Annotated in this window: 25 protein-coding genes and 1 riboswitch; of the genes, 18 read left to right on the plus strand and 7 right to left on the minus strand. The window is 62.0% G+C overall.

Annotation, left to right across the window (positions count from 1 at the left end):
• Nucleotides 1-127: 127 nt before the first annotated feature.
• Nucleotides 128-1,069, plus strand: a complete 942-nt coding sequence (locus KIT02_RS01550) for a DMT family transporter (RefSeq protein WP_297581369.1) — start codon at nucleotides 128-130, stop codon at nucleotides 1,067-1,069.
• Here KIT02_RS01550 and hemB read toward each other — a convergent pair.
• Complete coding sequence (gene hemB / locus KIT02_RS01555; RefSeq protein ID WP_297581372.1) at nucleotides 1,066-2,079, minus strand: porphobilinogen synthase; 1,014 nt, start codon at nucleotides 2,077-2,079, stop codon at nucleotides 1,066-1,068. The genes KIT02_RS01550 and hemB overlap by 4 nt on opposite strands.
• A gap of 126 nt (nucleotides 2,080-2,205) precedes the next feature.
• Between hemB and KIT02_RS01560 the strand changes: the two genes are divergently transcribed.
• From KIT02_RS01560 to KIT02_RS01600, 9 genes are all read left to right on the plus strand, one after another.
• Nucleotides 2,206-2,592: a hypothetical protein gene (locus KIT02_RS01560; protein ID WP_297581375.1), complete on the plus strand. Its 387-nt coding sequence runs from the start codon at nucleotides 2,206-2,208 to the stop codon at nucleotides 2,590-2,592.
• Nucleotides 2,593-2,971: 379 nt separating this feature from the next.
• The gene (locus KIT02_RS01565) at nucleotides 2,972-3,481 is read left to right on the plus strand and encodes a winged helix DNA-binding protein (protein WP_297581378.1); all 510 of its coding nucleotides are present in this window, start codon (nucleotides 2,972-2,974) and stop codon (nucleotides 3,479-3,481) included.
• Between the two features lie 263 nt (nucleotides 3,482-3,744).
• The gene (locus tag KIT02_RS01570; RefSeq protein ID WP_297581380.1) at nucleotides 3,745-4,995 is read left to right on the plus strand and encodes a L,D-transpeptidase family protein; all 1,251 of its coding nucleotides are present in this window, start codon (nucleotides 3,745-3,747) and stop codon (nucleotides 4,993-4,995) included.
• Between the two features lie 132 nt (nucleotides 4,996-5,127).
• A complete protein-coding gene (locus tag KIT02_RS01575; protein ID WP_297581384.1) occupies nucleotides 5,128-5,340 on the plus strand; it encodes a serine hydroxymethyltransferase in 213 nt (70 codons plus the stop codon).
• Between the two features lie 44 nt (nucleotides 5,341-5,384).
• A riboswitch (ZMP/ZTP riboswitch) is annotated at nucleotides 5,385-5,467 on the plus strand.
• Nucleotides 5,468-5,603: 136 nt separating this feature from the next.
• Entirely contained in the window at nucleotides 5,604-6,890 is a 1,287-nt protein-coding gene (gene glyA / locus KIT02_RS01580; protein ID WP_297581386.1) for a serine hydroxymethyltransferase, read from the plus strand.
• A gap of 21 nt (nucleotides 6,891-6,911) precedes the next feature.
• Complete coding sequence (nrdR, locus tag KIT02_RS01585; RefSeq protein WP_297581388.1) at nucleotides 6,912-7,388, plus strand: transcriptional regulator NrdR; 477 nt, start codon at nucleotides 6,912-6,914, stop codon at nucleotides 7,386-7,388.
• Between the two features lie 119 nt (nucleotides 7,389-7,507).
• Nucleotides 7,508-7,981, plus strand: a complete 474-nt coding sequence (gene ribH, locus KIT02_RS01590) for a 6,7-dimethyl-8-ribityllumazine synthase (RefSeq protein ID WP_297581391.1) — start codon at nucleotides 7,508-7,510, stop codon at nucleotides 7,979-7,981.
• A complete protein-coding gene (gene nusB, locus KIT02_RS01595; protein WP_297581394.1) occupies nucleotides 7,982-8,467 on the plus strand; it encodes a transcription antitermination factor NusB in 486 nt (161 codons plus the stop codon). It begins immediately after the preceding gene.
• Nucleotides 8,468-8,535: 68 nt separating this feature from the next.
• A complete protein-coding gene (locus KIT02_RS01600) occupies nucleotides 8,536-9,726 on the plus strand; it encodes an MFS transporter (RefSeq protein WP_297581397.1) in 1,191 nt (396 codons plus the stop codon).
• A 54-nt stretch (nucleotides 9,727-9,780) separates the two neighbouring features.
• On the opposite strand, the gene bamE is transcribed toward KIT02_RS01600, so the two are convergent.
• A complete protein-coding gene (bamE, locus tag KIT02_RS01605; protein ID WP_297581400.1) occupies nucleotides 9,781-10,218 on the minus strand; it encodes an outer membrane protein assembly factor BamE in 438 nt (145 codons plus the stop codon).
• A 57-nt stretch (nucleotides 10,219-10,275) separates the two neighbouring features.
• Between bamE and KIT02_RS01610 the strand changes: the two genes are divergently transcribed.
• From KIT02_RS01610 to KIT02_RS01645, 8 genes are all read left to right on the plus strand, one after another.
• A complete protein-coding gene (locus tag KIT02_RS01610; RefSeq protein ID WP_297581404.1) occupies nucleotides 10,276-10,911 on the plus strand; it encodes a ubiquinol-cytochrome C chaperone family protein in 636 nt (211 codons plus the stop codon).
• Nucleotides 10,908-11,456: a DUF177 domain-containing protein gene (locus KIT02_RS01615; RefSeq protein ID WP_297581407.1), complete on the plus strand. Its 549-nt coding sequence runs from the start codon at nucleotides 10,908-10,910 to the stop codon at nucleotides 11,454-11,456. Before KIT02_RS01610 ends, KIT02_RS01615 begins: the two co-directional genes overlap by 4 nt.
• A 138-nt stretch (nucleotides 11,457-11,594) precedes the next feature.
• Nucleotides 11,595-12,665 (plus strand): phosphate acyltransferase PlsX, encoded by a 1,071-nt coding sequence (gene plsX, locus KIT02_RS01620; RefSeq protein WP_297581410.1) that lies wholly within the window; start codon nucleotides 11,595-11,597, stop codon nucleotides 12,663-12,665.
• A gap of 5 nt (nucleotides 12,666-12,670) precedes the next feature.
• Nucleotides 12,671-13,639: a beta-ketoacyl-ACP synthase III gene (locus KIT02_RS01625; protein ID WP_297585063.1), complete on the plus strand. Its 969-nt coding sequence runs from the start codon at nucleotides 12,671-12,673 to the stop codon at nucleotides 13,637-13,639.
• A 213-nt stretch (nucleotides 13,640-13,852) separates the two neighbouring features.
• Nucleotides 13,853-14,164: an integration host factor subunit alpha gene (locus KIT02_RS01630; protein ID WP_297581412.1), complete on the plus strand. Its 312-nt coding sequence runs from the start codon at nucleotides 13,853-13,855 to the stop codon at nucleotides 14,162-14,164.
• Between the two features lie 27 nt (nucleotides 14,165-14,191).
• Nucleotides 14,192-14,647 carry a MerR family transcriptional regulator gene (locus KIT02_RS01635; protein ID WP_297581414.1) on the plus strand — a complete coding sequence of 152 codons (456 nt, stop codon included), beginning with the start codon at nucleotides 14,192-14,194 and terminating at the stop codon, nucleotides 14,645-14,647.
• Nucleotides 14,648-14,789: 142 nt separating this feature from the next.
• A complete protein-coding gene (gene iolG / locus KIT02_RS01640; protein WP_297581416.1) occupies nucleotides 14,790-15,827 on the plus strand; it encodes an inositol 2-dehydrogenase in 1,038 nt (345 codons plus the stop codon).
• 59 nt (nucleotides 15,828-15,886) lie between these two features.
• A complete protein-coding gene (locus KIT02_RS01645; protein ID WP_297581418.1) occupies nucleotides 15,887-16,258 on the plus strand; it encodes a VOC family protein in 372 nt (123 codons plus the stop codon).
• Between the two features lie 9 nt (nucleotides 16,259-16,267).
• Here the strand turns inward: KIT02_RS01645 and iolB are convergent, their stop codons facing one another.
• The 5 genes from iolB to iolC are packed head-to-tail and all read right to left on the minus strand — an operon-like array spanning nucleotide 16,268 to nucleotide 22,061.
• A complete protein-coding gene (iolB, locus tag KIT02_RS01650) occupies nucleotides 16,268-17,068 on the minus strand; it encodes a 5-deoxy-glucuronate isomerase (RefSeq protein WP_297581420.1) in 801 nt (266 codons plus the stop codon).
• On the minus strand, nucleotides 17,013-17,264 hold the full coding sequence (locus tag KIT02_RS01655; protein ID WP_297581424.1) for a hypothetical protein: 252 nt from the start codon (nucleotides 17,262-17,264) through the stop codon (nucleotides 17,013-17,015). Before KIT02_RS01655 ends, iolB begins: the two co-directional genes overlap by 56 nt.
• Before the next feature lie 56 nt (nucleotides 17,265-17,320).
• Entirely contained in the window at nucleotides 17,321-18,238 is a 918-nt protein-coding gene (iolE, locus tag KIT02_RS01660; RefSeq protein WP_297581427.1) for a myo-inosose-2 dehydratase, read from the minus strand.
• 59 nt (nucleotides 18,239-18,297) lie between these two features.
• Entirely contained in the window at nucleotides 18,298-20,145 is a 1,848-nt protein-coding gene (iolD, locus tag KIT02_RS01665; RefSeq protein WP_297581430.1) for a 3D-(3,5/4)-trihydroxycyclohexane-1,2-dione acylhydrolase (decyclizing), read from the minus strand.
• The gene (iolC, locus tag KIT02_RS01670; protein WP_297581433.1) at nucleotides 20,142-22,061 is read right to left on the minus strand and encodes a 5-dehydro-2-deoxygluconokinase; all 1,920 of its coding nucleotides are present in this window, start codon (nucleotides 22,059-22,061) and stop codon (nucleotides 20,142-20,144) included. The genes iolD and iolC overlap by 4 nt, the downstream gene beginning before the upstream one ends.
• Between the last annotated feature and the right edge of the window lie 56 nt (nucleotides 22,062-22,117).

The raw sequence follows: 22,117 nt of genomic DNA on the forward strand, positions 1-22,117 counted from the left end.
CGACCAATCAAAATCTTGGAGCGCTCGTTCTGATTTATTCAGAACGACAAGTGCTCTAGTCTGGCGCATCTCCCGCTCAATCGAGTCGCAATCCGGGTTCGGATTTTCGCTCGCCGGACACCACGACATGCCAGCCCCCACCGTGCCGCCCCCGGCGCTCACCCATCAGCCATTGCGCGGCCTTGTGCTCATCGTCGGCGCAACGCTGCTGTTCGCCTATAACGACACCACCAACAAGCTGCTGATCACCGAATACAACGTGCCCATGGTGACGGCGATCCGCTACATCACCCATTGCCTGCTGATGCTGGCCATTCTGGCGCCCCTGAAGGGGCGCGAACTGGTCCACACCCAGCGGACGGGCCTCGTGATCGTGCGGGGCATAAGTCTGGCGCTGGGCTCGTTCCTCATGAGCCTTGCCCTGCAGCGCATGCCGGTGGCCGAGACCACCGCCATCATCTATCTCTGCCCCGTGCTTGTCGTGCTGCTGTCCGGCCCCCTGCTCAAGGAAAAGGTAACTCCGATTTCCTGGGTCGCGGCCCTGCTGGGTTTTACCGGCGTCCTGCTCATCGCGCGTCCGGGCGGCGGCCTTGATCCGCTGGGCGTCCTGTTCGCGCTGGGCAATGTCGGGCTGGCGCTGGCCTACAATCTGCTGTCCCGCGTGCTGGCTCACACCGAGCGCACCATGGCCATGCTGTTCTATTCGGCTTTGGCCGGCGCCATCGGTTTCGGCATTTTCCTGCCCTGGACGCTCCATGGCGCCGCGCCAACCGGGCTGCAACTCGTCCTCTTCGCCGGGCTCGGCATTTCCGCCTGGCTCGGCCACTATCTCTTCACCCAGTCCTACCGCTATGCCCCCGCGGCGCTGGTGGCTCCTATGACCTATCTGCACCTGGTCTGGGCCGGCATTCTCGGCTGGCTGGTCTTCAACCATGCGCCCGAGCCGATCGCGCTCGGAGGCATGGGGCTCGTTGCCTGCGCCGGCGCGCTCAGCGCCATCCGCCCGCGAAAAGGCAAACGCCCGGCCCAGCTGGCCGCCGAAGACGGAACCACGGAAAGGGCTGGCTAAGCCGTCAGCTTGCGCGCCATTTCCAGCGCGTAATAGGTCAGCACCCCGTTCACGCCGGCGCGCTTGAAGGCCCAGAGGCTTTCCAGCACCGCCGCGTCGCGATTGATCGCTCCGGCGGCGCCCGCCATCTCGATCATCGCGTATTCGCCGCTCACCTGATAGGCATAGAGCGGCACGTTGAATGCGTCTTTCGCGCGCCGGATGACATCGAGATAGGGCATGCCAGGCTTGATCATCACACTGTCCGCGCCCTCGGCAATATCCTGTTCGATCTCGCGCAGGGCCTCGTCGGAATTGGCAAAGTCCATCTGATAGGTGCGCTTGTCGCCCTTGAGCCGGCTGCCCGAGCCGACCGCCTCGCGGAAGGGGCCGTAGAAGCACGACGCATATTTGGCCGCATAGGACATGATCTGAACCTGCTCGTGCCCCTCGGCATCCAGCGCCCGGCGGATCGCGGCCACGCGCCCATCCATCATGTCCGACGGCGCGATGATGTCGGCGCCCGCCGCCGCCTGCACCAGCGCCGACTTGACCATGGCCTCCACCGTTTCGTCATTGAGGATTTCGCCGTCGCGCACCAGCCCGTCCTGCCCATTGGCCGAATATTCGTCCAGCGCCACATCGGCGATCAGCCCGATCTCGGGCACCGCGTCCTTGATTGCCGCCAGCGTCCGGCACATCAGGTTGTTGGCGTTGTAGGCCTCGGCGCCGTCTTCGCTGCGCAGGTGGTCCGGCGTATTGGGAAAAATGGCCAGCGCCGGGATACCGGCATCGCGCGCCTCGCGCGCAGCGCCGATCATCAGGTCGATAGACAACCGCTCCACCCCCGGCATGGTCCGGATCGGCGTCCGCTCGTTCTGTCCCTCGATCACGAAGAGCGGCCAGATCAGATCACGCGGAAGCAGTTCGGTTTCGCGCACCATGGCGCGGCTCCATGCCGTCTGGCGCGTGCGCCGCAGGCGCTGACCAGCCAGAAAGCTCATGTCGTGCCGGGGCCAGTCGTGCGCCATGATGAAAATCCAGTCCTGCAGTCGGTTTCGTGAGCCGGGTGCCCGGCCGTCCGGTCCTAGCAGAGCAAACCGCCCCCACCAAGGCAAAGCTTGTCGCAGCGCATTGGCCGGGCTATCACACCGGCCATGCTTTTCCAGGCCTCCAGTCTCGGCATCTATGTCCGCATCCTCGCCATTCTCGCCCTGTTCCTCGGGCTGAGCGATGCCGCCCGCCTGCTCGGGGTCAATGCCGGTGACACCAGTCCGGTGACCTCCATGGGCTTCACGGCCTTTATCAGCCTCGGCGTGTTCTCGCTGGCCCGGCTGTTTGCGGCGGTGGGTCTATGGATCAAGGCCAGTTGGGGCGCGGTGCTTCTGGTGGGCGCGACGGCCGTCGAATTGCTGCTCAATGTGCTCGGTAGTGGCGACGTGCGGATGAGCGCCCTGGGCTTTGCCATGCGCATCGTGCTGCTCGTCTCGATGCTCGCCATCTTTGCGCTGAGCCTGCGCTTCAGCCGGGCCCTGGCCGACTAACACTCAGCTCCGATCCCACCTCACCCTTGAAGGGGGAGGCAAGCGCAGCTTGGCCCGCAGGGCCTTGGCGAAGCTCGGAGGGGGTGTTCCCGGCCCCGGCTCTGCCGATAGAGCAGAAGGTGCCCGCGCCGCTCGCAAGGTCACCATGACATTCTCCGGCCTCTCCGCCAGTTAGCGTGAAGGCTCCGTAAAGGGGGCTTTCACGCCTTGGAAAGGTTACAGTTTTATCACCAGGTGTAAGGTGCCATTAAGCCAAATTCTCATTGCATTCCAGTAAGATGCTCTTAATCACGCTGCTTAGGGCGATCTTAGAAAGCGTGCCGTAGTTTGGCCTCATGAGATGCGAAAAATCGCACACAAATTGAACAGTGAGGCACAAATGGCAATCAAGTCGAACGCGGCCGAGGCGCTCATCCCGGAAACTGGCGGCAGTCTCAAGCCGCTCTATCTCGAAGCAGTTTCCCGTGTCGAGCGCCTCCACCGGCGCCTGCTCGATCTGATCAAGGACGAGTTCGACCGCATGGGCTGGGATGACATCAATCCCGTTCAGGCCCTGCTGATGTTCAACATCGGCGATGCCGAACTGACTGCCGGTGAGCTGCGGTCCCGCGGCTACTATCTCGGCTCCAATGTGTCCTACAATCTCAAGAAGCTCGTTGAGACCGGCTATATCTTCCAGGAGCGTTCGCGCACCGATCGCCGTTCGGTCCGCATCAAGCTGACCCCCAAGGGCGAGGAAGTGGCCGAGGTCATCGACGAACTCTATGACCGTCACCTCAAGTCCATCGACAAGGTCGGCGGACTGGGCGACGAGGAATTCGACAATCTCAACAAGGCCCTGGCCCGTCTCGAGCGCTTCTGGGTCGACCAGATCCTCTACAAGCTCTGATCCTTCCGCAGGGCGGAAATAAGAAACCGGCTGGTGGTGCGTGTTGCCTCCATGCCACACTTGCTGGGCAGCGCTGACCTCCGGGTCGGCGCTTTCTTATTTGTGCCTTATAGTGCGTGCAGCGGAAATTGGGGTGTTGGAAACCATTTCCCGCTTATATGTGCCGACTTCACAGTGTGGTTCACAACCGGTTGAGACTGTTGTGGGCCGCGCAACGCAAATGATATCGGCGCATTGGGGCGGCGCGATGCTTAGGTGACGGAATGCGGCTGAACAGAAGAAAATTCATCGGATCAATGGCTCTGGCGGGTGCGGCGGCAGCGCTGCCGGCGCGGGCCCAGGAATCCTTGTCGGACATGATGAACCGCAATCGCGTGCTGCGCGATGCGGACCGCGATGGCAATACGGCTGCGGCCGAGGCGCTCATCGCCACCAATGAACCAATTCTGTCCTTCGATACCGTGCACAATCTGCAGCTGGCCATCTCCCAGTACGAGCCCTTCGTGGCCGCCGGTGGTTGGGAAGAAATCCCCCAGCAGGCCTATCAGCTCAATCTGGGCAAGGCGTCCCCGGCGGCGGTTGCGCTGAAGCGCCGGCTGATTTCCTCGGGCGACATGGTGCTCGTGGAATATGCCGACGACGTCTTCGACCAGAACACCGATCGCGCCGTCCGCGCCTTCCAGGCCCGGCACGGCCTGCAGGTAACCGGTGTCGTCGATGAAGCGACCTGGTATGCGCTCAATGTCCCGGCCGCCACGCGCCTCCAGCAGCTCTACCTCAACTTCACCCGCGTTCAGAACATGGCCGCGCAGCTGAGTGAGCGCTACGTCGTCGTCAATATCCCGGCGGCAACGATCGAGGCTGTTGCCGGCGGCATGGTCGAGCAGCGTCACACCGCCGTTGTTGGCCGCGTGGACCGCGCTACGCCGATCCTGGCCAGCAGTATCCACCAGATCAATTTCAATCCCTACTGGCATGTTCCCAAGTCGCTGGTCCGCAAGGATCTGACCAAGTACATGATGGAAAACCCGAACTACCTCGCTGAGCAGAACATCTTCATCTACGATGGCAGCGGCAATACGATTGATCCGTCCACGATCAATTGGGCCAATATCAGCGATTCCGAAGTCAACTACATGTATCGCCAGGAGCCCGGCGCTGCCAACTCCATGGGCCACTGCAAGATCAACTTCCACAATCCCCATGACGTCTATCTCCACGACACGCCGTCAAAGGCGCTGTTTGGTGAAAACGCCCGCTTCCATTCCTCCGGTTGCGTGCGCGTGGAAGGCGTCAACCAGCTGGTCAATTGGCTGCTGCGCGACAATGGCGATTGGGATCAGACCAAGGTCGATGCCACCTTCGACTCCCTGCAGCGTCTCGATGTCGACGTCAGGGGCAAGGTTCCGATCCACACGACATACATCACCGCCTGGGCCAACCGCCAGGGCACCGTCAGCTTCCGCGACGACGTCTACGAATTCGACGCCCAGGGCAAGGTCAGCTTCGGCTAATCGGCCGCAGGTCCGGGTGTGATTTCCATGCGGAGGTTCGCGAGCGCGCGGACCTCCGTTTTCTTTGTGCCGGAATGTTTTGTCGCGCGACTCGGCCCGAAGATTTCGTAAGGTGCCTGGGGGAGGGGAGCGATGCCCGGCGACGTCCTGTTCGAATTCGTCCAGATCGGTCAGCAGATGCGCGTGTCAGCCATTGATGAGGCGACCGGGGTCGAAGTCGTCGTCATCACGCCGCTCAACGCCACGCGCCTGCAGATGCAGCGTGTCGCCATGGCCAAGCTCAAGCGCAAGCTCGAGCAGGACGACACTGGTTCTACCCCGCCGGCGCGCGGCAAGTTCGCCTGACTGCGCTTTCCTCTTTTCACCGCCCCAGTTCTCCGCCATAAAGAACGCGTTCGCGCAACTGGCGAGAAGAGATGGGCAACCATCGGGGAACGCGAACCTCAGTGAGCCGCTCGCCTGGGCACCCATCCGCAACCACGGGAGCCCGATGAACTTCGTTCCACCCCGCATCACTGGCCTTGGAATCGCGGCGAGCCGCGTGATAAAGGCACGGCAGGCCCGAACGCCCTCATCACCCGCGACCCCAACGTTCAGTGAGTAGCGCAATGACCTCTTCGCTTTTCCCGAAATTCTTCACCAATTCCGTTGCCGAGACCGATCCGGAGATCGCCGACGCGATCGCAAAGGAACTGGGTCGCCAGCAGCATGAGATCGAGCTGATCGCCTCGGAGAACATCGTGTCCCAGGCCGTGCTGGAAGCGCAGGGGTCGGTGCTGACCAACAAATATGCCGAGGGCTATCCGGGCAAGCGCTACTATGGCGGCTGCCAGTTCGTCGACATCGCCGAATCCCTCGCCATCGAGCGCGCCAAAGAGCTCTTTGGCACCAGCTTCGCCAATGTGCAGCCCAATTCCGGCTCGCAGGCCAACCAGGGTGTCTATCAGGCGCTGATCCAGCCCGGCGATACTATTCTGGGCATGTCGCTGGATGCTGGTGGTCACCTGACGCACGGCGCCCGCCCCAATCAGTCCGGCAAGTGGTTCAACGCCATCCAGTACGGGCTGCGCCAGCAGGATGGCCGCGTTGACATGGATCAGGTGCGCAGCCTGGCCCGCGAGCACAAGCCGAAGATGATCGTCGCCGGCTTCTCCGCCTATTCGCGCATCATGGACTGGGCCGAGTTCCGGGCCATTGCCGACGAGGTCGGTGCCTATCTCTTCGTCGACATGGCCCATGTGGCCGGCCTTGTTGCCGGCGGCACCTATCCGAGCCCGTTCCCCCATGCGCATGTGGCGACCACCACCACCCACAAGACCCTGCGTGGTCCGCGCGGCGGCCTGATCCTCACCAATGACGAGGACATTGCCAAGAAGATCAATTCGGCCATCTTCCCGGGCATCCAGGGCGGACCGCTCATGCACGTCATCGCCGCTAAGGCCGTGGCCTTCAAGGAAGCGCTGCAGCCCGAGTTCAAGGCCTATGCCCGCCAGGTCGTCGCCAACGCCCAGGTGCTGGCCGAGACCCTGGTAAAGGGCGGTGTCGACATCGTCTCCGGGGGCACCGACAATCACCTGATGCTGGTCGACCTGCGCCCCAAGGGCCTCACCGGCAAGGCCACCGAGAATGCCCTGGGCCGCGCCCACATCACCTGCAACAAGAATGCCGTTCCCTTCGATCCGGAAAAGCCGGCCATCACCTCCGGTGTCCGCCTCGGCACCCCGGCAGGGACGACCCGTGGTTTCGGCGAGGCCGAATTCAAGCAGGTCGGCGAGCTGATCATCGAGGTTCTCGATGGCCTCAAGACCAATGGCGACGACAACAATGGTGCCGTGGAAGCTGGGGTTCGCGAAAAGGTACAAACGCTGACCGAACGCTTCCCCATTTACGGCTAAGTGCGAGAGTAAACGCTAACAATGCGCTGCCCTTATTGCGGCAATGACGATACCCAGGTGAAGGATAGCCGCCCGACCGAAGATTCGGGGGCTATCCGTCGCCGCCGCGTGTGCAATGCCTGCGGCGGCCGCTTCACCACCTTCGAACGCGTGCAGTTGCGCGAGTTGACCGTCGTCAAGAAAACCGGCCGGAAAGTCCCGTTCGACCGGGAAAAATTGACCCGCTCGGTCAGCACCGCCACCCGCAAGCGCGCGGTTGATCCCGAGCGCGTCGAGCGCATGATTTCCGGCATCGTGCGGCAACTCGAAAGCCTGGGTGACGTGGAGATCACCTCCGACCAGATCGGCGAGTTTGTCATGGAGGGGCTGAAGGGTCTCGACGACGTGGCCTTCGTCCGTTTTGCGAGTGTTTACAAGAACTTCGCCTCGGCCGACGACTTCCGGTCCTTCCTTGCCGAGCTGGCGCAGGACGACGCCATTTCCCCCGACGAATACTGACCCCATCGAGACAGGCGGCAACGGATCATTCATTGCCCGCAAGGGTTTGAGTGCTCCCGGTGCATCTTTTGCGCTAGGATGGTTCAATACCCGCCGCACGGGTCAGCATGGAGGTCGCCGTGGATTCCTATGGTGTCAAATTCACCTTGCCCGAAGGCGCCGGCAAGGGATTGCATTTCCTGATCGTCGAGGGCCGATCCTACCCTGCCATCGTCGATGAACTGAAGCGGGGCGCCCAGGCCGTTCTCGAAAAGGCCGGTGCGACGCACGAGTCCGTCGCCGTCCCCAGCGCCATGGAAGTACCGGTCGCTATCGCAATGGCACTTGAGACTGGACGCTTTGACGGCTATGTGGCTCTTGGATGTGTTATTCGCGGCCAGACCAACCACTATGTTGCGGTGGCCGGTGAAAGCATCCGCGCTCTTGCCGAACTCGCCGTCGTTGACGCCCTGCCGCTCGGCATCGGCATTCTGACGGTGGAGAACGAGGCTCAGGCCTGGATCAGGGCGCATGTGAACGATCAGGACAGGGGTGGCGATGCGGCGCGGGCCGCATTGGCCCTGGCCGATGTGAAGGCGAAGCTGAACGATTAGATGACTGAACACCCCAAACGCGACCCCGGCGCCCAGCGCCCGGCCAATCAGCGCGGCGCTGCACGCCTTGCTGCAGTGCAGGCGCTCTACCAGATGGATGTGGGCCGCACGACCCTTGAGGATACGCTGGCCCAGTTCGGCGCCTTTCATCTGGGTCGCGAGATCGAGGGCGAACAGTACCTGCCGGCAGACGCCGACTTCTTCCGGCAGATCGTCACCGGTGTAACGCGCCACCAACTCGACATCGATCCGGCGGTCGACAAGGCCCTTGCCGAATCCTGGCCTATCGAACGCGTTGATGCCACCTTGCGAGCCATTCTGCGCGCCGCCACTTTCGAATTGCTGCGTCGCCGGGACATTCCCGCCCGTGTCGTCATCACCGAATATGTCGACGTGGCCCGTGCTTTCTACGAGGACGACGCCTCGGGCCTGGTGAATGCAACGCTCGACGCGATTGCCAAGCAGGTTGGCTCGGACCTCGTCTGAGAGGGAAATCGGCATTGACGCGATTTGGCCGGCGGCGCACGGTTTGGGCTGCCAGCTAAGGAACAAAGATGCCCGACAGTCGCAGCCAATCCATTCGCAATATCGGCTTGCTGTCGGTCGTCCAGGCGCTGGGCGGCTCGAACTCTTCGATCATCATGTCGGTCGCCGCCCTGGCGGCCGTCAATTTCGCACCTGATCAGGCGGCGGCGACCTTGCCGGTCACGGCCATGATCGTGGGGCTGGCTCTGGCGACCTCCACGGCCACAATGATCATCTACCGCCTGGGGCGCACCCGCGGACTGATGCTGGGCGCCGCCATCGGTATTCCGGCCTCGGTCGTGGCGACAGTGGCGGTGATCCTGGGCCAGTTCTACCTGTTTGCGGCCGGCCTTTTCCTTGTCGGCGTATCGGGCGCCTTCATGCAGCAGGTGCGGTTCGCCGCTGCGGATAGCGTCGCGCCCCAGTTCAAGAGCCAGGCGATTTCCTGGGTCATGTTCGGCGGCGTCGCTGCAGGATTCTTTGGCCCGCAATTGAGCGCATTGACCCGCACCTGGATCCCGGGCGCCGAGTATGCCGCCAGTTTCATGGTCATCGCGGCACTGTCCCTGGTGTCGGTTCTGGTCCTGTCCGGAACCAGACTGGCGCCAACAGTGGCGCCGGGCGGAGCGACAGATGTGGGGCGCCCCCTGTCGCAATTGTTGCGTTTGCCGGAAATCGTCCTGCCGATGCTGGGCGCTTCGCTGAGCTATGCGCTGATGACCCTGATCATGGTCGCGGCCCCACTGGCCATGGTGCATTTGTGCGGGCATTCGCCCAGCGAGGCGGCGGGCGTGATCCAGTGGCACGTGGTCGCCATGTTCGCGCCCAGCTTTGTGACCGGTGCCATCATCAAGCGCCTCGGTGCCGCATTGGTGACGGCCCTGGGATTACTGCTGATCATTGCCTGCGCGGTCATTGCGCTCAACGGCATCACAGTGGCCCATTTCACCGCGACCCTGGTCCTGCTGGGTATTGGCTGGAATTTCGGCTTTATCGGCTCAACGTCCATGCTCGCCGCGAGCTACCGGCCACAGGAGGCGGGCAGGGTGCAAGCGGTCAACGAGCAGGTGGTGTTTGGCGCCAGCGCGATTGCCTCGCTCAGCTCGGGCTTTCTGCTGCAATTGCTGGGTTGGGAAGCCATCAACGTGATCGCCATTCCCGTCGCCTGCCTTGCGATCGTCCTGCTTGGCCTGGGCACCTGGCGCCGCGCCCCCGCCTGAACAAAAAAGGCCCCGGGGGAAGCCGGGGCCTTCATTGAAATCTGTGCGCCGTTCCTAGAACGAGGACATGATCGATTCGATAAATGTCCGGTCTTCGCCGAATGACGGCGTGCGGCGGCTTTCGATGGTCACGACCTTTCCGTCGGTCAGGCCATAGACGGCCTTGTCGACCACCTTCTTGTTCCGGTCGAAATAGACCGCGAGAACGGTGCGTTCCTGCACCATGGTCATGCCGAACGAGGTCTGCTGTACTTTGGTCTCGACATAGTACCACGCGGACTGGTCGCCGAATGTATTGGTCGACTGCGGCGAGCCCAGCACCAGGGTAACGAGTTGCTGGCTCTGGCCGGGACGAATCTGCTGCAGTGCGCTGTCGGGAATCTCATAGCCCTGTGTGCGCTTGGTGACGAGCGACGTGCTGCTGGTGCAGCCGGCAAGGGCAACGGCCAGCACGGCGGCGGCAACGGAAGCTTTGGCAAGACGCAAGGGCATGAATTTGACTTTCCCAGTGGCTCTCGACTATAGGCGTGACAATCAGGCGCGTGCCCAATGGCCGCCGGAATGTGTAGCTGTCAACCTGCTGATCTGGCAAGCTGGCAATGGCCCGGCAGCCTCATTTGCCCGTGTTTGACCCACAAAGGTGCCGAGCGCAATCCCATGATCTGGTCCTTGTTTCGCAAGAACTCTGCCACAGAGCCGGTTTACGCCGTCTATAATTCCATTGTGGCGCAATCCCGGCAGCCGCTTTTCTATGCCGAGTGGGGCGTGCCGGACACGGTCACCGGCCGTTTCGACATGATCAGCCTGCACCTGGCGCTGCTGTTTCGCCGGTTGCGCAAGGAATCCGAGGAGTCCAAGGCCTTCAGCCAGGCGGTGTTCGACCTGTTTTTCAAGGACATGGACCGCTCCCTTCGCGAAATGGGTGTGACCGATCTCGGCATTCCCAAGAAGATTCAGAAGATGGGCAACATCTTCTTTGGCATGTTGGCCGCGATGAGCGAGGCCATGGATAGAAACGATCGCGATGCTTTGGCGGGCGTTTTGGCGCGCAACGTCTTCGACGCCGATCAGCAGGTCCATGCCCAGGAATTGGCGGCCTATCTGTTGGCCCGGGACGCCGATCTGGCCGCACAGAATCCGGCGGGCATTCTCGCTGGGCACCTGAACTTCGGCATTGCCGCATGAGCGAGAAAAACGCACCGCTGTTCGATGCCGTCGTTCGCATCGACAAGCTGCCTGCCTCGGGCAGGTCGGTGTCCATCGACGCGGACGCGGCAACGCGCGCCGCGATTGCCGAGGCGATGAACATTCTCTCGGTCGAGCAATTTGTGGCCAAGCTCACCGTGGTTCCGCTGAGGGGCGGCTTGCGGGCCCAGGGACGGCTTGAGGCGAGGGTCACTCAGGCATCGGTCGTCACCCAGAGCCCGGTGTCCCAAACCGTTTCCGAAGAGATAGACCGCGTCTTCCTGCCCGCCGGCCGGGACAAGCCGGCGGCCCCGGGTTCGGAAATCTATGTCGATCTAGAAGATGATGACTTCCCCGATCATATCGAGGGGCCCGAAGTAGATTTGAGCGCCCTTGTACTCGAGACGCTGGCCCTTGCCCTCGATCCCTATCCGCGCCTTGAAGGCGAATCCCTGACCGATCTCGATCTCAAGCCGGAGGGGCCGGAAGGCGGAGCCTTCGCCAAGCTTGCCGCGCTAAAGCGCGATGATGGCGAGAAATCCTAGAGTTCCCATCCCCCAATTCACTGCAGTGTCTGCCCGGTGGCGGCCGGGGCAGGTGGTCTCCTGGGGATCGGGGCTTGCACCGACTCGATGATGGGATATGTTGCAGGCCTGCCCTAAGGGGCCAAAATACGGGCTGAAATGACCGATTCTATTACGATTTCCGTGGATGCCATGGGTGGCGACAATGCGCCCCGCGCGGTTATCCATGGCGCCCATCTGGCCCTCAAGGAACGCAAGAATACGCGCTTCGTCTTTCATGGCCTGAAAGACCAGATCGATCCCTTGATCGAGGAGTTTCCTGCGCTGAAGCCGGTGTCCACAGTGCGTCACTGTGAGACCGTCATCGCGATGGACGAGAAGCCCAGCCAGGCCCTGCGCAAGGGCAAGGGCACGTCATCCATGTGGATGGCAATTCAGTCCGTGAAGGACGGCGAGGCTGATGTGGCCATTTCCGGCGGCAATACCGGTGCCCTGATGGCCATGGCGACCTTCTGCCTCAGGCCAATGGAGGGGATTTCCCGCCCCGGTATCGCTGCCATCTGGCCGACGCTGCGCTCCGACATCATCGTGCTCGACATGGGCGCGACCATTGGCGCCGACGCCCAGCAGCTCGTGGACTATGCCATTCTCGGATCGGCCCTGGCTCGCGCATTGTTCGATTCTGACAGTCCCTCCGTGGGGTTGCTGAATGTGGGAACCGAGGAAGTGAAGGGCCTTGAGTCCATCAAAGAAGCCGGCCGCGTCCTCACCCAGGCCAGTGGGGCCGGCTTCACCTATCACGGCTTCGTCGAAGGCGACGACATCGGCAAGGGTACTGTCGATGTGGTGGTGACTGAAGGTTTTGTCGGCAATATTGCCCTCAAGACTGCGGAGGGTACGGCCCGCCAGGTCGGCTACTATCTGCGCAGCGCTCTCAAATCCAACCTGATGAGCCGCATCGGCGCACTCTTTGCCACCTCCGCGCTCAATGCGCTGCGGCGCAAAATGGACCCCAGGACCGTCAATGGCGGCGTGTTCATGGGTCTTAACGGCATTGTCATCAAGTCCCACGGCGGAACAGACGAAATCGGCTACAAAAGCGCCCTCGGTTTGGCCTATGAAATGGCGCGCAGCAAGCTCATGGACAAGGTCGGCGACACGATGCAGCGTTTCCCTATCAACAAGGCGGAGCCAGTCCCGCCCAATGATTCCGAGGCAAAGTCGGCGTGACCAGAATACGTTCCGTCATTCGTGGAGTTGGCAGCTACCTGCCGGCACGGGTCGTCTCCAACGAAGAGTTGGCCAAGACCGTCGACACCTCCGACGAGTGGATCCAGCAGCGGGTCGGTATCCGGCAGCGCCACATCGCGGCCGAGGGCGAATTCACGTCCGACCTTGCGGTTGCCGCGGCGCGCAATGCCCTGTCCGATGCCGGTCTGACGCCGGACGACATCGATCTCATCATCGTCGCCACAACGACACCGGACTATACATTTCCCTCGGCTGCGACCCTTGTGCAGAACAAGCTCGGCATGCGCCACGGCTTTGCCTTCGACATCCAGGCCGTCTGCTCAGGATTTGTCTATGCGGTCACGACCGCGGACAGCTACATCAAGAACGGACTGGCCCGCCGCGTCGTGGTCATCGGCGCCGAGACATTTTCGCGGCTGCTGGATTGGACCGATCGCACCACCTGCGTCCTCTTCGGCGACGGCGCCGGGGCGGTTGTCATGGAGCGCGTGGACCTGGCCGAAGATGCGCCCGAGCAGGGGGTTCTTGCATCGGCGTTGCGCTCGGACGGGCAATATTGGGACAAGCTCTATGTAGATGGCGGGCCGTCCACGACCGGCACGACCGGGCACGTCCATATGCAGGGTCCAGAGGTCTTCCGCCATGCGGTCGGCAAGATCACGGACGTGGTCTATGCCACGCTCGAGCAGTCCGGCTACACGGTGGATGATCTCGACTGGTTCGTGCCCCACCAGGCCAATAAACGCATCATCGACGGGGCCGGCGCCAAGCTCGGCTTGCCGACCGAGAAGGTTGTGGCCACCGTTGACCGGCACGCCAACACTTCGGCCGCCTCCGTCCCTCTGGCGCTCAGCGTGGCCGTGGCTGACGGCCGGATCAAGCGGGGCGATTTGGTGATGATCGAAGCCATGGGCGGCGGCTTCACATGGGGTGCCTCCCTCATTCGCTGGTAGCGATCAAACGTGCATTGACCATAGACGTTTCAAGGCGTTAGTCTGATTTCCGGGTGGAACAATTGTGGGCACCAGGCGCTTAAGCGTTTGCGGTCCTCGATCGGGCAGGGTCGTTTCTGGTCGGCGCCACGGAAGGTCACGTGCGTCGTCTGGAGGGAGGTCCTGCCTAAACCGCAAGGCCAATCGATCCAGGCTCACTTGAGGGGGATATGAATGACGCAGAAGACCGTAACGCGGGCCGACCTTGCGGAGGCCGTGTATGGCATGGTTGGTCTGTCCCGAACCGAATCGGCAGAACTTGTGGAGCGCGTGCTCGAACTGGTCACGGACGCTCTGGTTGCCGGTCAGAACGTGAAATTGTCGTCATTCGGGTCTTTTCAGGTTCGATCGAAAAACGAACGAATAGGCCGCAATCCCAAGACTGGCGAGGAAGTGCCGATCCTGCCCCGGCAGGTTCTTGTGTTCAAACCGTCCAATGTGTTGAAGTCCAAGATCAACAAGTCTATGGTCACCTCTGGTAAATAAGGCTTTCTTTCCAGGGGGAGTCGCTGTTTGGACAAGTCGCCGGACGCGTTCCGCACCATTTCGGAGGCCGCTGAGGAGCTCGATCTGCCTCAGCACGTGCTCCGTTTCTGGGAGACACGCTTCGCCACCATCAAGCCACTGAAGCGCGGTGGCGGGCGCCGCTATTATCGCCCTGACGATGTCATGCTGCTGCGCGGCATTCGGCATCTGCTCTACGATCAGGGTTTTACCATCAAGGGTGTCCAGAAGATCCTCAAGGATCAGGGCCCGCGCTATGTGATTGCCGTCGGCGAAGGCAAGGGACTGGATGAAATCCTGCCCCTGATCGAACAGGCCGAGGCCGCGGGAGACGAGGCGGAGCTCGAAGAAGCCACCATGCTCGCCAGTCCTGCCCTGGACGAAGAGTCGCGAAACAAGCTCTCCGAAGTCCTTCGGGACCTGCTGGAATGCAAGCGAATCCTGGAGCGGGCGCGAGAGCACTAGCACTCAAGAACGCCCAAACAGGAAAGGCCCGACTTACCTGCTCGCCATGGAATTTCTGTTCCATTGATCGGCAAAACAGTCTATCTGTTCCATCATGTTTTGGGCGGCAGCGTGCCGGCTCACAGGGTGGAGTTTTCCCCGAATGACTGTTCGTTTTGGGCTTCTGGGCGCCGGCCGCATTGGCAAGGTTCATGCAAAGGCTGTCACGTCCACCCCCCAGGCAAGTCTCGTTGCCGTAGCGGATGCCATGCCCAAAGCGGCATCCGATCTGGCCGCGCAATACGGCGCCGAAGTCCGCACGATAGACGCAATCGAAGCGGCCGCTGATATCGACGCCGTTATCATCTGTACGCCCACGGATACCCATGCCGACCTGATCGAGCGCTTCGCGAGAGCGGGCAAGGCGATCTTCTGCGAGAAGCCGATTGACCTCGATGTCGAGCGCGTCAAACAGTGCCTCAAGACCGTCGATGCCGAAGGCGCCACGTTGATGGTCGGCTTCAATCGCCGCTTCGATCCGCACTTCCAGGCGGTCAAACAGGCTATCGAGGCCGGTCAGATCGGCGATGTGGAAATGGTCACTATCGTTTCCCGCGACCCCGGCGCGCCCCCGGCAGACTATGTGAAGCGGTCCGGCGGCATTTTCCGGGACATGACCATCCATGACCTGGACATGGCACGTTACCTGCTCGGCGAGGAAATCGAGTCGGTTTCCGCGCAGGCCTCGGTTCTGGTGGACAAGGCAATTGGCGAGGCCGGCGATTACGACAGTGCCTCGCTGATGTTGTTCACGGCCTCGGGCAAACACGCGACCATTTCGAACTCGCGCCGTGCCACCTATGGCTATGACCAGCGAATCGAAGTGCATGGGTCAGGGGGCGCTGTTTCCGCCGAAAACCAGCGTCCGGTCTCGATCGAGATTGCCAATGGCAACGGTTATACCCGTCCGCCGCTCCACGATTTCTTCATGACCCGCTACACCGAAGCCTATGCCCGCGAAATCAGCGCGTTCATCGATTGCGTTGAGAGCAAGTCCCCGGCTTCGCCCAGCGGTGCCGATGGGCTGATCGCCCTGGCGCTTGCCGATGCGGCGCTGAAATCGGTGCAGGAGGGCAGGGCAGTCAAGCTCAGCGAAGTCACAGGACCGCTGGCCGATCGTTCGGTCTTCCAGGGACGCTAGCGTCCCGGTTGATCCATTGTGCCGGCAATCATAAAATTGCCGGCAAAGGGAGAACCGCGATGCAGATTGGCGCCTTTTCCGTAAGCCTTGCCGTCAAGGATATTGCCGCCTCGAAAGCCTTCTACGAGAAACTAGGTTTTGTCTCTTACATGGGAGACGAGACCCAAAATTGGCTCATCATGAAGAACGGCGACCACGTAATCGGACTGTTCCAAGGCATGTTCGACAGCAATATTCTTACCTTCAACCCCGGCTGGAACAGCCAGGCGCAACCGCTCGAGAAATTCACGGACATACGAGATCTGCAGTCGCAGTTGGAGCAGCACGGGGTCGAGTTCGTCACCAGAGCAGATCCGTCAACGAAGGGTCCGGCCAGCTTCATGCTTGCAGATCCGGATGGGAATGCCATCCTCTTCGATCAGCACGTCTAGGCGCCAGAGTTACTTCAACATCCACTCATGCTCCGGCGCATTGTGGAATTTCCACACACGCTTCGGTCCGGCCATGACGTTGAGGTAGTAAAGATCGTAGCCCGCGGTCGTCGCCACCGGGTGATAGCCACGCGGCACCAGCGTCACGTCGCCATCGTCAATGGCCATGGACTCGTCGAGGTCGCGCTCGTCGGTATAGACACGCTGAAATGCGAAGCCCTGCGGCGGGTTCATGCGGTGATAGTAGGTCTCTTCAAGCTGGCTTTCATGGGGCAGGTTGTCCTGGTCGTGCTTGTGCGGCGGATAGGACGAGGTATTGCCCTGCGGGGTAATGACCTCCACGACCAGCAGCGAATGGGCCGACCCGTCATCTTCAGGCATGATGTTATAGACGTGACGCACATTGGCGCCCTTGCCCCGGCTGATGCGCGGATGCGTACCCGGGGGAATGACCTTGGCGTGGAAGTCGCCACCGCCCGGCGCCGAACAGATGGCCAGTTCCAGGTCAGTTGACGCAACGACGGCCCAATCGCGGCCTGCCGGAACGTAGATGGCCCAGGGGGCACCATCAAAAGGGCTCATCCGCTCGCCCAGTTCGCCAAAGTTTTCGCCGTCGACGGCAAACCGGCCCTTGCCCGCGACGATCACGAGGCACACCTCTCGCCCGTCGGTGCTCTCGCCATAAGCCTGGCCAGGCGTCAGCCGATGCAGCCCGAAGCCCACATGTGACCAGCCGGCCGAGGCCGGGGTGACGTCATGGATCCTGCCGGTCGTTCTCGTCGGACGGACGAGGAGGGGGGATTTGCTCATTGTTCGGCTCCTCCTTGGGAAACTTGTAGAAGAAATTCCACAGCACATAGGCCAGTGCCAGGCCGACCAGGACCGACCAGAACTGATCGCGCGTATAGAGCAGTTCCCAGCCGAGCCAGACGGCCAGGAAAATGGCCACCGCAGCCCGGCGCCAGAGCGGCCGGAACCAGTTCACGTCATTTTCCTTCAGCGCCATGCTGTCCCCCGAGTGATTCACTTTGGCAGGGCTTTAGCACAAGTGCCTCGAAAGACTCAGCCTTTCGGGAAACCCTCGGTTTCGACGTCATATCCTGCTGCTGTCATCACGCGCATGAGTTCGGCATGGCCGACCTGCGCCATCTTGAGCGGCGGGTTCTTGATCGGGTCCTGCTCGGCTTCGACGACGAACCAGCCCTCATATCCATGACCGGCGAACCGCTGCACAATGGCGCCGAAATCGAGCGAGCCGTCGCCGGGCACGGTGAAGGCGCCCAGCGCCACGGCATCGAGAAAGCTCTGCCGGCTGCGATCGAGACCGTCAACGACGTCCCGACGGATGTCCTTGACGTGGACGTGATTGATGCGAGCGTGGTGATTGTCGATGGCGCGCAGCACGTTCCCGCCGGCAAAGGCCAGGTGCCCGGCATCGAGCAGCAGGGGAATGCCTTCCCCGGAGGCCGCCATGAAAGCATCGAGTTCCGGTTCGGTCTCGACCACGGCCGCCATGTGGTGATGATAGGACAAGGGCATCCCTTGTTCGGCACACCATTCGCCAAATGCGGTGACCTTCCGGCCATAGGCCTTCATATCGTCGTCGGACAGCTTGGGCTTTTTGGCCAGAGGGATATCGCGCTTGCCCTGTATCGAGCGGCCGACTTCGCCATAGACGATGCAGGGCGCATTGACGGCCTTGAACAGCTCGATCATGGGCGCGATGCGATCCTTGTTGGCAGACAGGTCCTCGTCCACCAGGGTTCCCGAGAACCAGCCTCCGCAAAGCGTCACATCGGCCGCCTTGAGGATGGGCAGCATCACGGCCGGATCGTCGGGAAACCGGCGACCCTTTTCCATGCCGGTAAAGCCGGCCGAGCGAGACTGGCGCAGGCACTCTTCCAGCGACACGTCATCGCTCAGTTCAACCAGATCGTCGTTCCACCAGGCGATGGGCGACATGCCAAGTTTGGCTTTCATTCAAGTTCTCCTGCGCCCTTGGCGCTGAAATTCCGCAGACTCAAAGCTGAGGTCGAGGCTTACCCCGCCCGCTGTGCCTTCAGCGCCTTTACATAGGCTTCGCGCGCCGCATTGACCGCCGGTCGCTCGCTGACTTCCGGCACGGCCACGTCCCACCAGTGACCACCGGCTTCCGTGGTGATCAACGGATCGGTGTCGATAACGAAGACATGCACACCGGGCGCACCTTCACTGTCGGCCAGCCCCGCCTCGAGTTCGGCCACGGATGCCACTTTCCTGGCCTTCGCCCCCATGGATGCCGCGTGTGCGGCAAAATCCACATTCGGCAATTCCAGGTGATAGGTGTCGCGGAAGAGATTGTTGAAGTTCGCCCCGCCGGTAGCCATTTGCAGCCGGTTGATGCATCCGAAACCGGCATTGTCGAGCACGACAATGGTGAGCCGCACGCCCATCATCACCGCCGAGACGATTTCCGAGTTCATCATCAGGTACGAGCCGTCGCCAACCATGACGACGACATCCTGGTCGGGCCGGGCAATGGCTACCCCGAGGCCCCCCGCGATCTCGTAGCCCATGGTCGAAAAACCATAGTCCAGATGGTACGTACCCGGTCCATCCGCGCGCCAGAGCTTGTGCAACTCGCCGGGCAGCCCGCCCGATGCGCAGACCAGCGTGGCCCTGCCGCGACCGCGTTGCACGGCGCCGATCACCTGGGCGTCAGAAGGCAGCTCGACATTGGACGCCGCCCGGGCGGCATCCGCGTCTTTCAGCCAATCTTCCTTTGCATTCAAGGCCTTATTGGTCCACGCGGAATCAACCTGCCAGCCCAGCAAAGCAGCATCAAGGGCTTCAAGCCCGACACGCGCATCGGTCACCAGCGGCAGAGCATTGTGCTTATGCGCATCGAAGGGCTGAACGTTGAGGCCCACGATCTGGAGATTTTCGTTCTTGAACAGCGCCCAGGACCCGGTGGTGAAATCCTGAAGGCGCGTGCCGACGGCCAGGACCAGATCTGCCTCCTCGGCCAGGAGATTCGACGCGGAGGTGCCGGTGACACCAACGCTGCCCATGTTGAGCTCGTGCGCATGGGGCAGGGAACTCTTGCCGGCCTGCGTTTCCATGACCGGAATGCCATGATCTTCGGCAAACGCTGCAAGGCTTTCTGACGCCTGTGAATACAACACGCCGCCTCCGGCGATGATCACGGGCTTCCTGGCCAGCTTGAGCGCGGCAGCGGCGGTGGCGAATTCGTCGGCGTCCGGCATGATGCGGCGCGGAACCCACACCTTCTCGGCAAAGAAGCTCTCCGGATAGTCGTAGGCCTCGGCCTGGGTGTCCTGGCAGAGGCTCAACGTAACCGGCCCGCACTCCGCCGGATCGGTTAGCACCTGCATGGCGCGCCGCAGGGCCGGAATGATCTGTTCCGGCCGCGTGATACGATCGAAATAGCGGCTGACCGGGCGGAAGCAGTCATTCGCCGACACGGTGCCGTCGCCAAATGATTCCACCTGCTGGAGGACCGGGTCGGGCAGGCGATTGGCAAAGACGTCGCCCGGCAGCAGCAGCAGCGGGATGCGGTTGACATGCGCCAGCGCCGCGGCCGTCACCATGTTGAGCGCACCTGGTCCGATCGAGGATGTTGCGGCCATGAAGCGCCGCCGGAAATTAGCCTTGGCATAGCCAATAGCCGCATGGGCCATGCTCTGCTCGTTCTGTCCGCGATAGGTCGGCAACTCGTCCTTGACCGCGTGCAGGGCCTCGCCGAGACCGGCCACATTGCCATGGCCGAAAATCGCCCAGACGCCGCCAAAAATCGGCACGGTCTCGCCATCGATCATGGTCTTCTGCGCAGCCATGAACCGCGCGACGGCCTGCGCCATGGTCAGGCGAATAGTGTTCTGGCTCATGGCCGCTCCCAAATCTCCACAAGGGCCCCAAAGCGTTGCGCCATGTCGGCCACGGCGTCGTCGTCGCTCATCGTCCCGTTCAACCATGCTCGGGCGGCATCCGCAAAGATGGTCCGGCCGACTGCAAAGCCTTTCACAGACCGCGCGCTCTTGGCGGCGCGAAAGGCGGATTCCAACTCCGCCTGCGGCGCATCCAGCCCGAGCAGCACCACGCCGCGGCACAACTCGTCGCGCTCCGCGATCACAGCATCAATCCGGGTCCAGGCAGCTTCATCGCCCTGGGGCTCGAGCTTCCACCAGTCCGGCTTGATACCCGCATCATAAATCTCGGTCAGCGCGCGCGCCACCGTGTCGGGCGCCAGAGGGCCATTCTTGCCGGCAATGATCTCGATCAGAATTTCGCGGCCGATCTTGCGGGCGGCATCGAAAGCGGAACGCAGCTTCTCGATCTGCTCATTTCGCAGTTCGGCCGGGTCGTCCGGATGAAAGAAGCACAGAACCTTGATGCAATGGTCCACCGGCCAATCGACCAGCCGCGAGCCGAGATCCTGCGTGAATTCGAATTTTAGCGGACGCGAGCCCGGCAATTCGATTGGTCGGCCCACCCAGAAGTCCTTCAACCCTTCCGCAGCGTAAAGGGCATCGCGGCCATACTTGTCGTCAAGGAGCATTCCGAACCCATCGCGCGCCCCGGCGATCTGGGCGGCAGCCCTTACGGCCAGTACCTTGAATTCCGGTATGCGGGCGAGCTTGCCGGCATCGTCACCGGCCATGTCTTCCAGCTGACTGCGATGGTCGATAGCCAGCGCCATGAGTTTCGGAATAGCCCGTCGGCGGGTGGTTGCCCAATGAACGTGGTTGATGTCCGCATCCTTGCGCAGGGCGCGCTCAGAGCTGCCGCGCTTCAGGAAAAACTGGAGCTCGGTCCAGGTCGGGATTTCCGGCGCGCAGAGAAGGCGCGACACCGCAAATGCCCCGCAGGCGTTGGCCCAGGTGGCACTGGTGGCATGTGGCTCGCCGCGCAGCCAGCCGCGCAGATAGCCGCTCATGAACGCATCGCCTGCGCCCAGAACATTGTACACCTCGATCGGAAAACCCTTCCCGACAATGCTGTCTTCGAGGTTTTCAGGAATGGCGTCGTCATAGACGATGCAGCCCATCGGTCCGCGCTTCAGCACGATCACGGCCTTGGACAGGGACCGGATTGTATGCAGGGCCGCATGGAGGTCGTCGGCACCGGCGGCGATCAGCACCTCTTCCTCGGTGCCCACGATCAGATCGCACTCTGGCAACACCGTCCGCAGATGCGCGGAAACCGCATCCGAGGCAATATAGCGACTGTCGCCGGCATCGTGCCCGGCAAGGCCCCAAAGATTGGGGCGATAATCGATATCGAAAATGACCTTGCCGCCATTCTCCCGCGCGATGCGCATCGCCTTGCGCTGGGCCTTGTCCGTTTGCGGCTTGGCGAAATGCGTGCCTGTGACCAGTACCGCCCTGGCCGAGCGCACAAAGGCTTCGTCGATATCGTCTTCGTTGAGCGCGGCGTCGGCGCAGTTGTCGCGATAAAAGATCAGGGGAAATGACGTATCGGTTTCGACCGAGAGCAGGACGAGAGCGGTCAGTCGTTCCGGATCGGTGACGATGCCGGCTGTCTCCACGCCCTCGCGGGTCAACTGCTCACGAATGAACCGGCCCATCTGCTCGTTGCCGACGCGGGTAATCAGCGCCGACTTGAGTCCCAGTCTCGCTGTGCCAACGGCGATGTTGGTGGGGCAGCCGCCGACGGACTTGGCAAAGCTGCCAACGTCTTCGAGGCGCGTGCCGATCTGTTGACCGTAGAGGTCGACCGAGGCCCGCCCGATGGTGATGACGTCCAGCTTTTTCTCGGGACGGTCGATTTCACCTGCGGCCACGCCAAACCTCCATGCGTAATGACAGGTGCAACGTATATGAAACGGACATTCCCCGG

Source organism: Devosia sp., from assembly GCF_025809055.1.
In the GTDB taxonomy this organism is placed as follows: domain Bacteria; phylum Pseudomonadota; class Alphaproteobacteria; order Rhizobiales; family Devosiaceae; genus Devosia.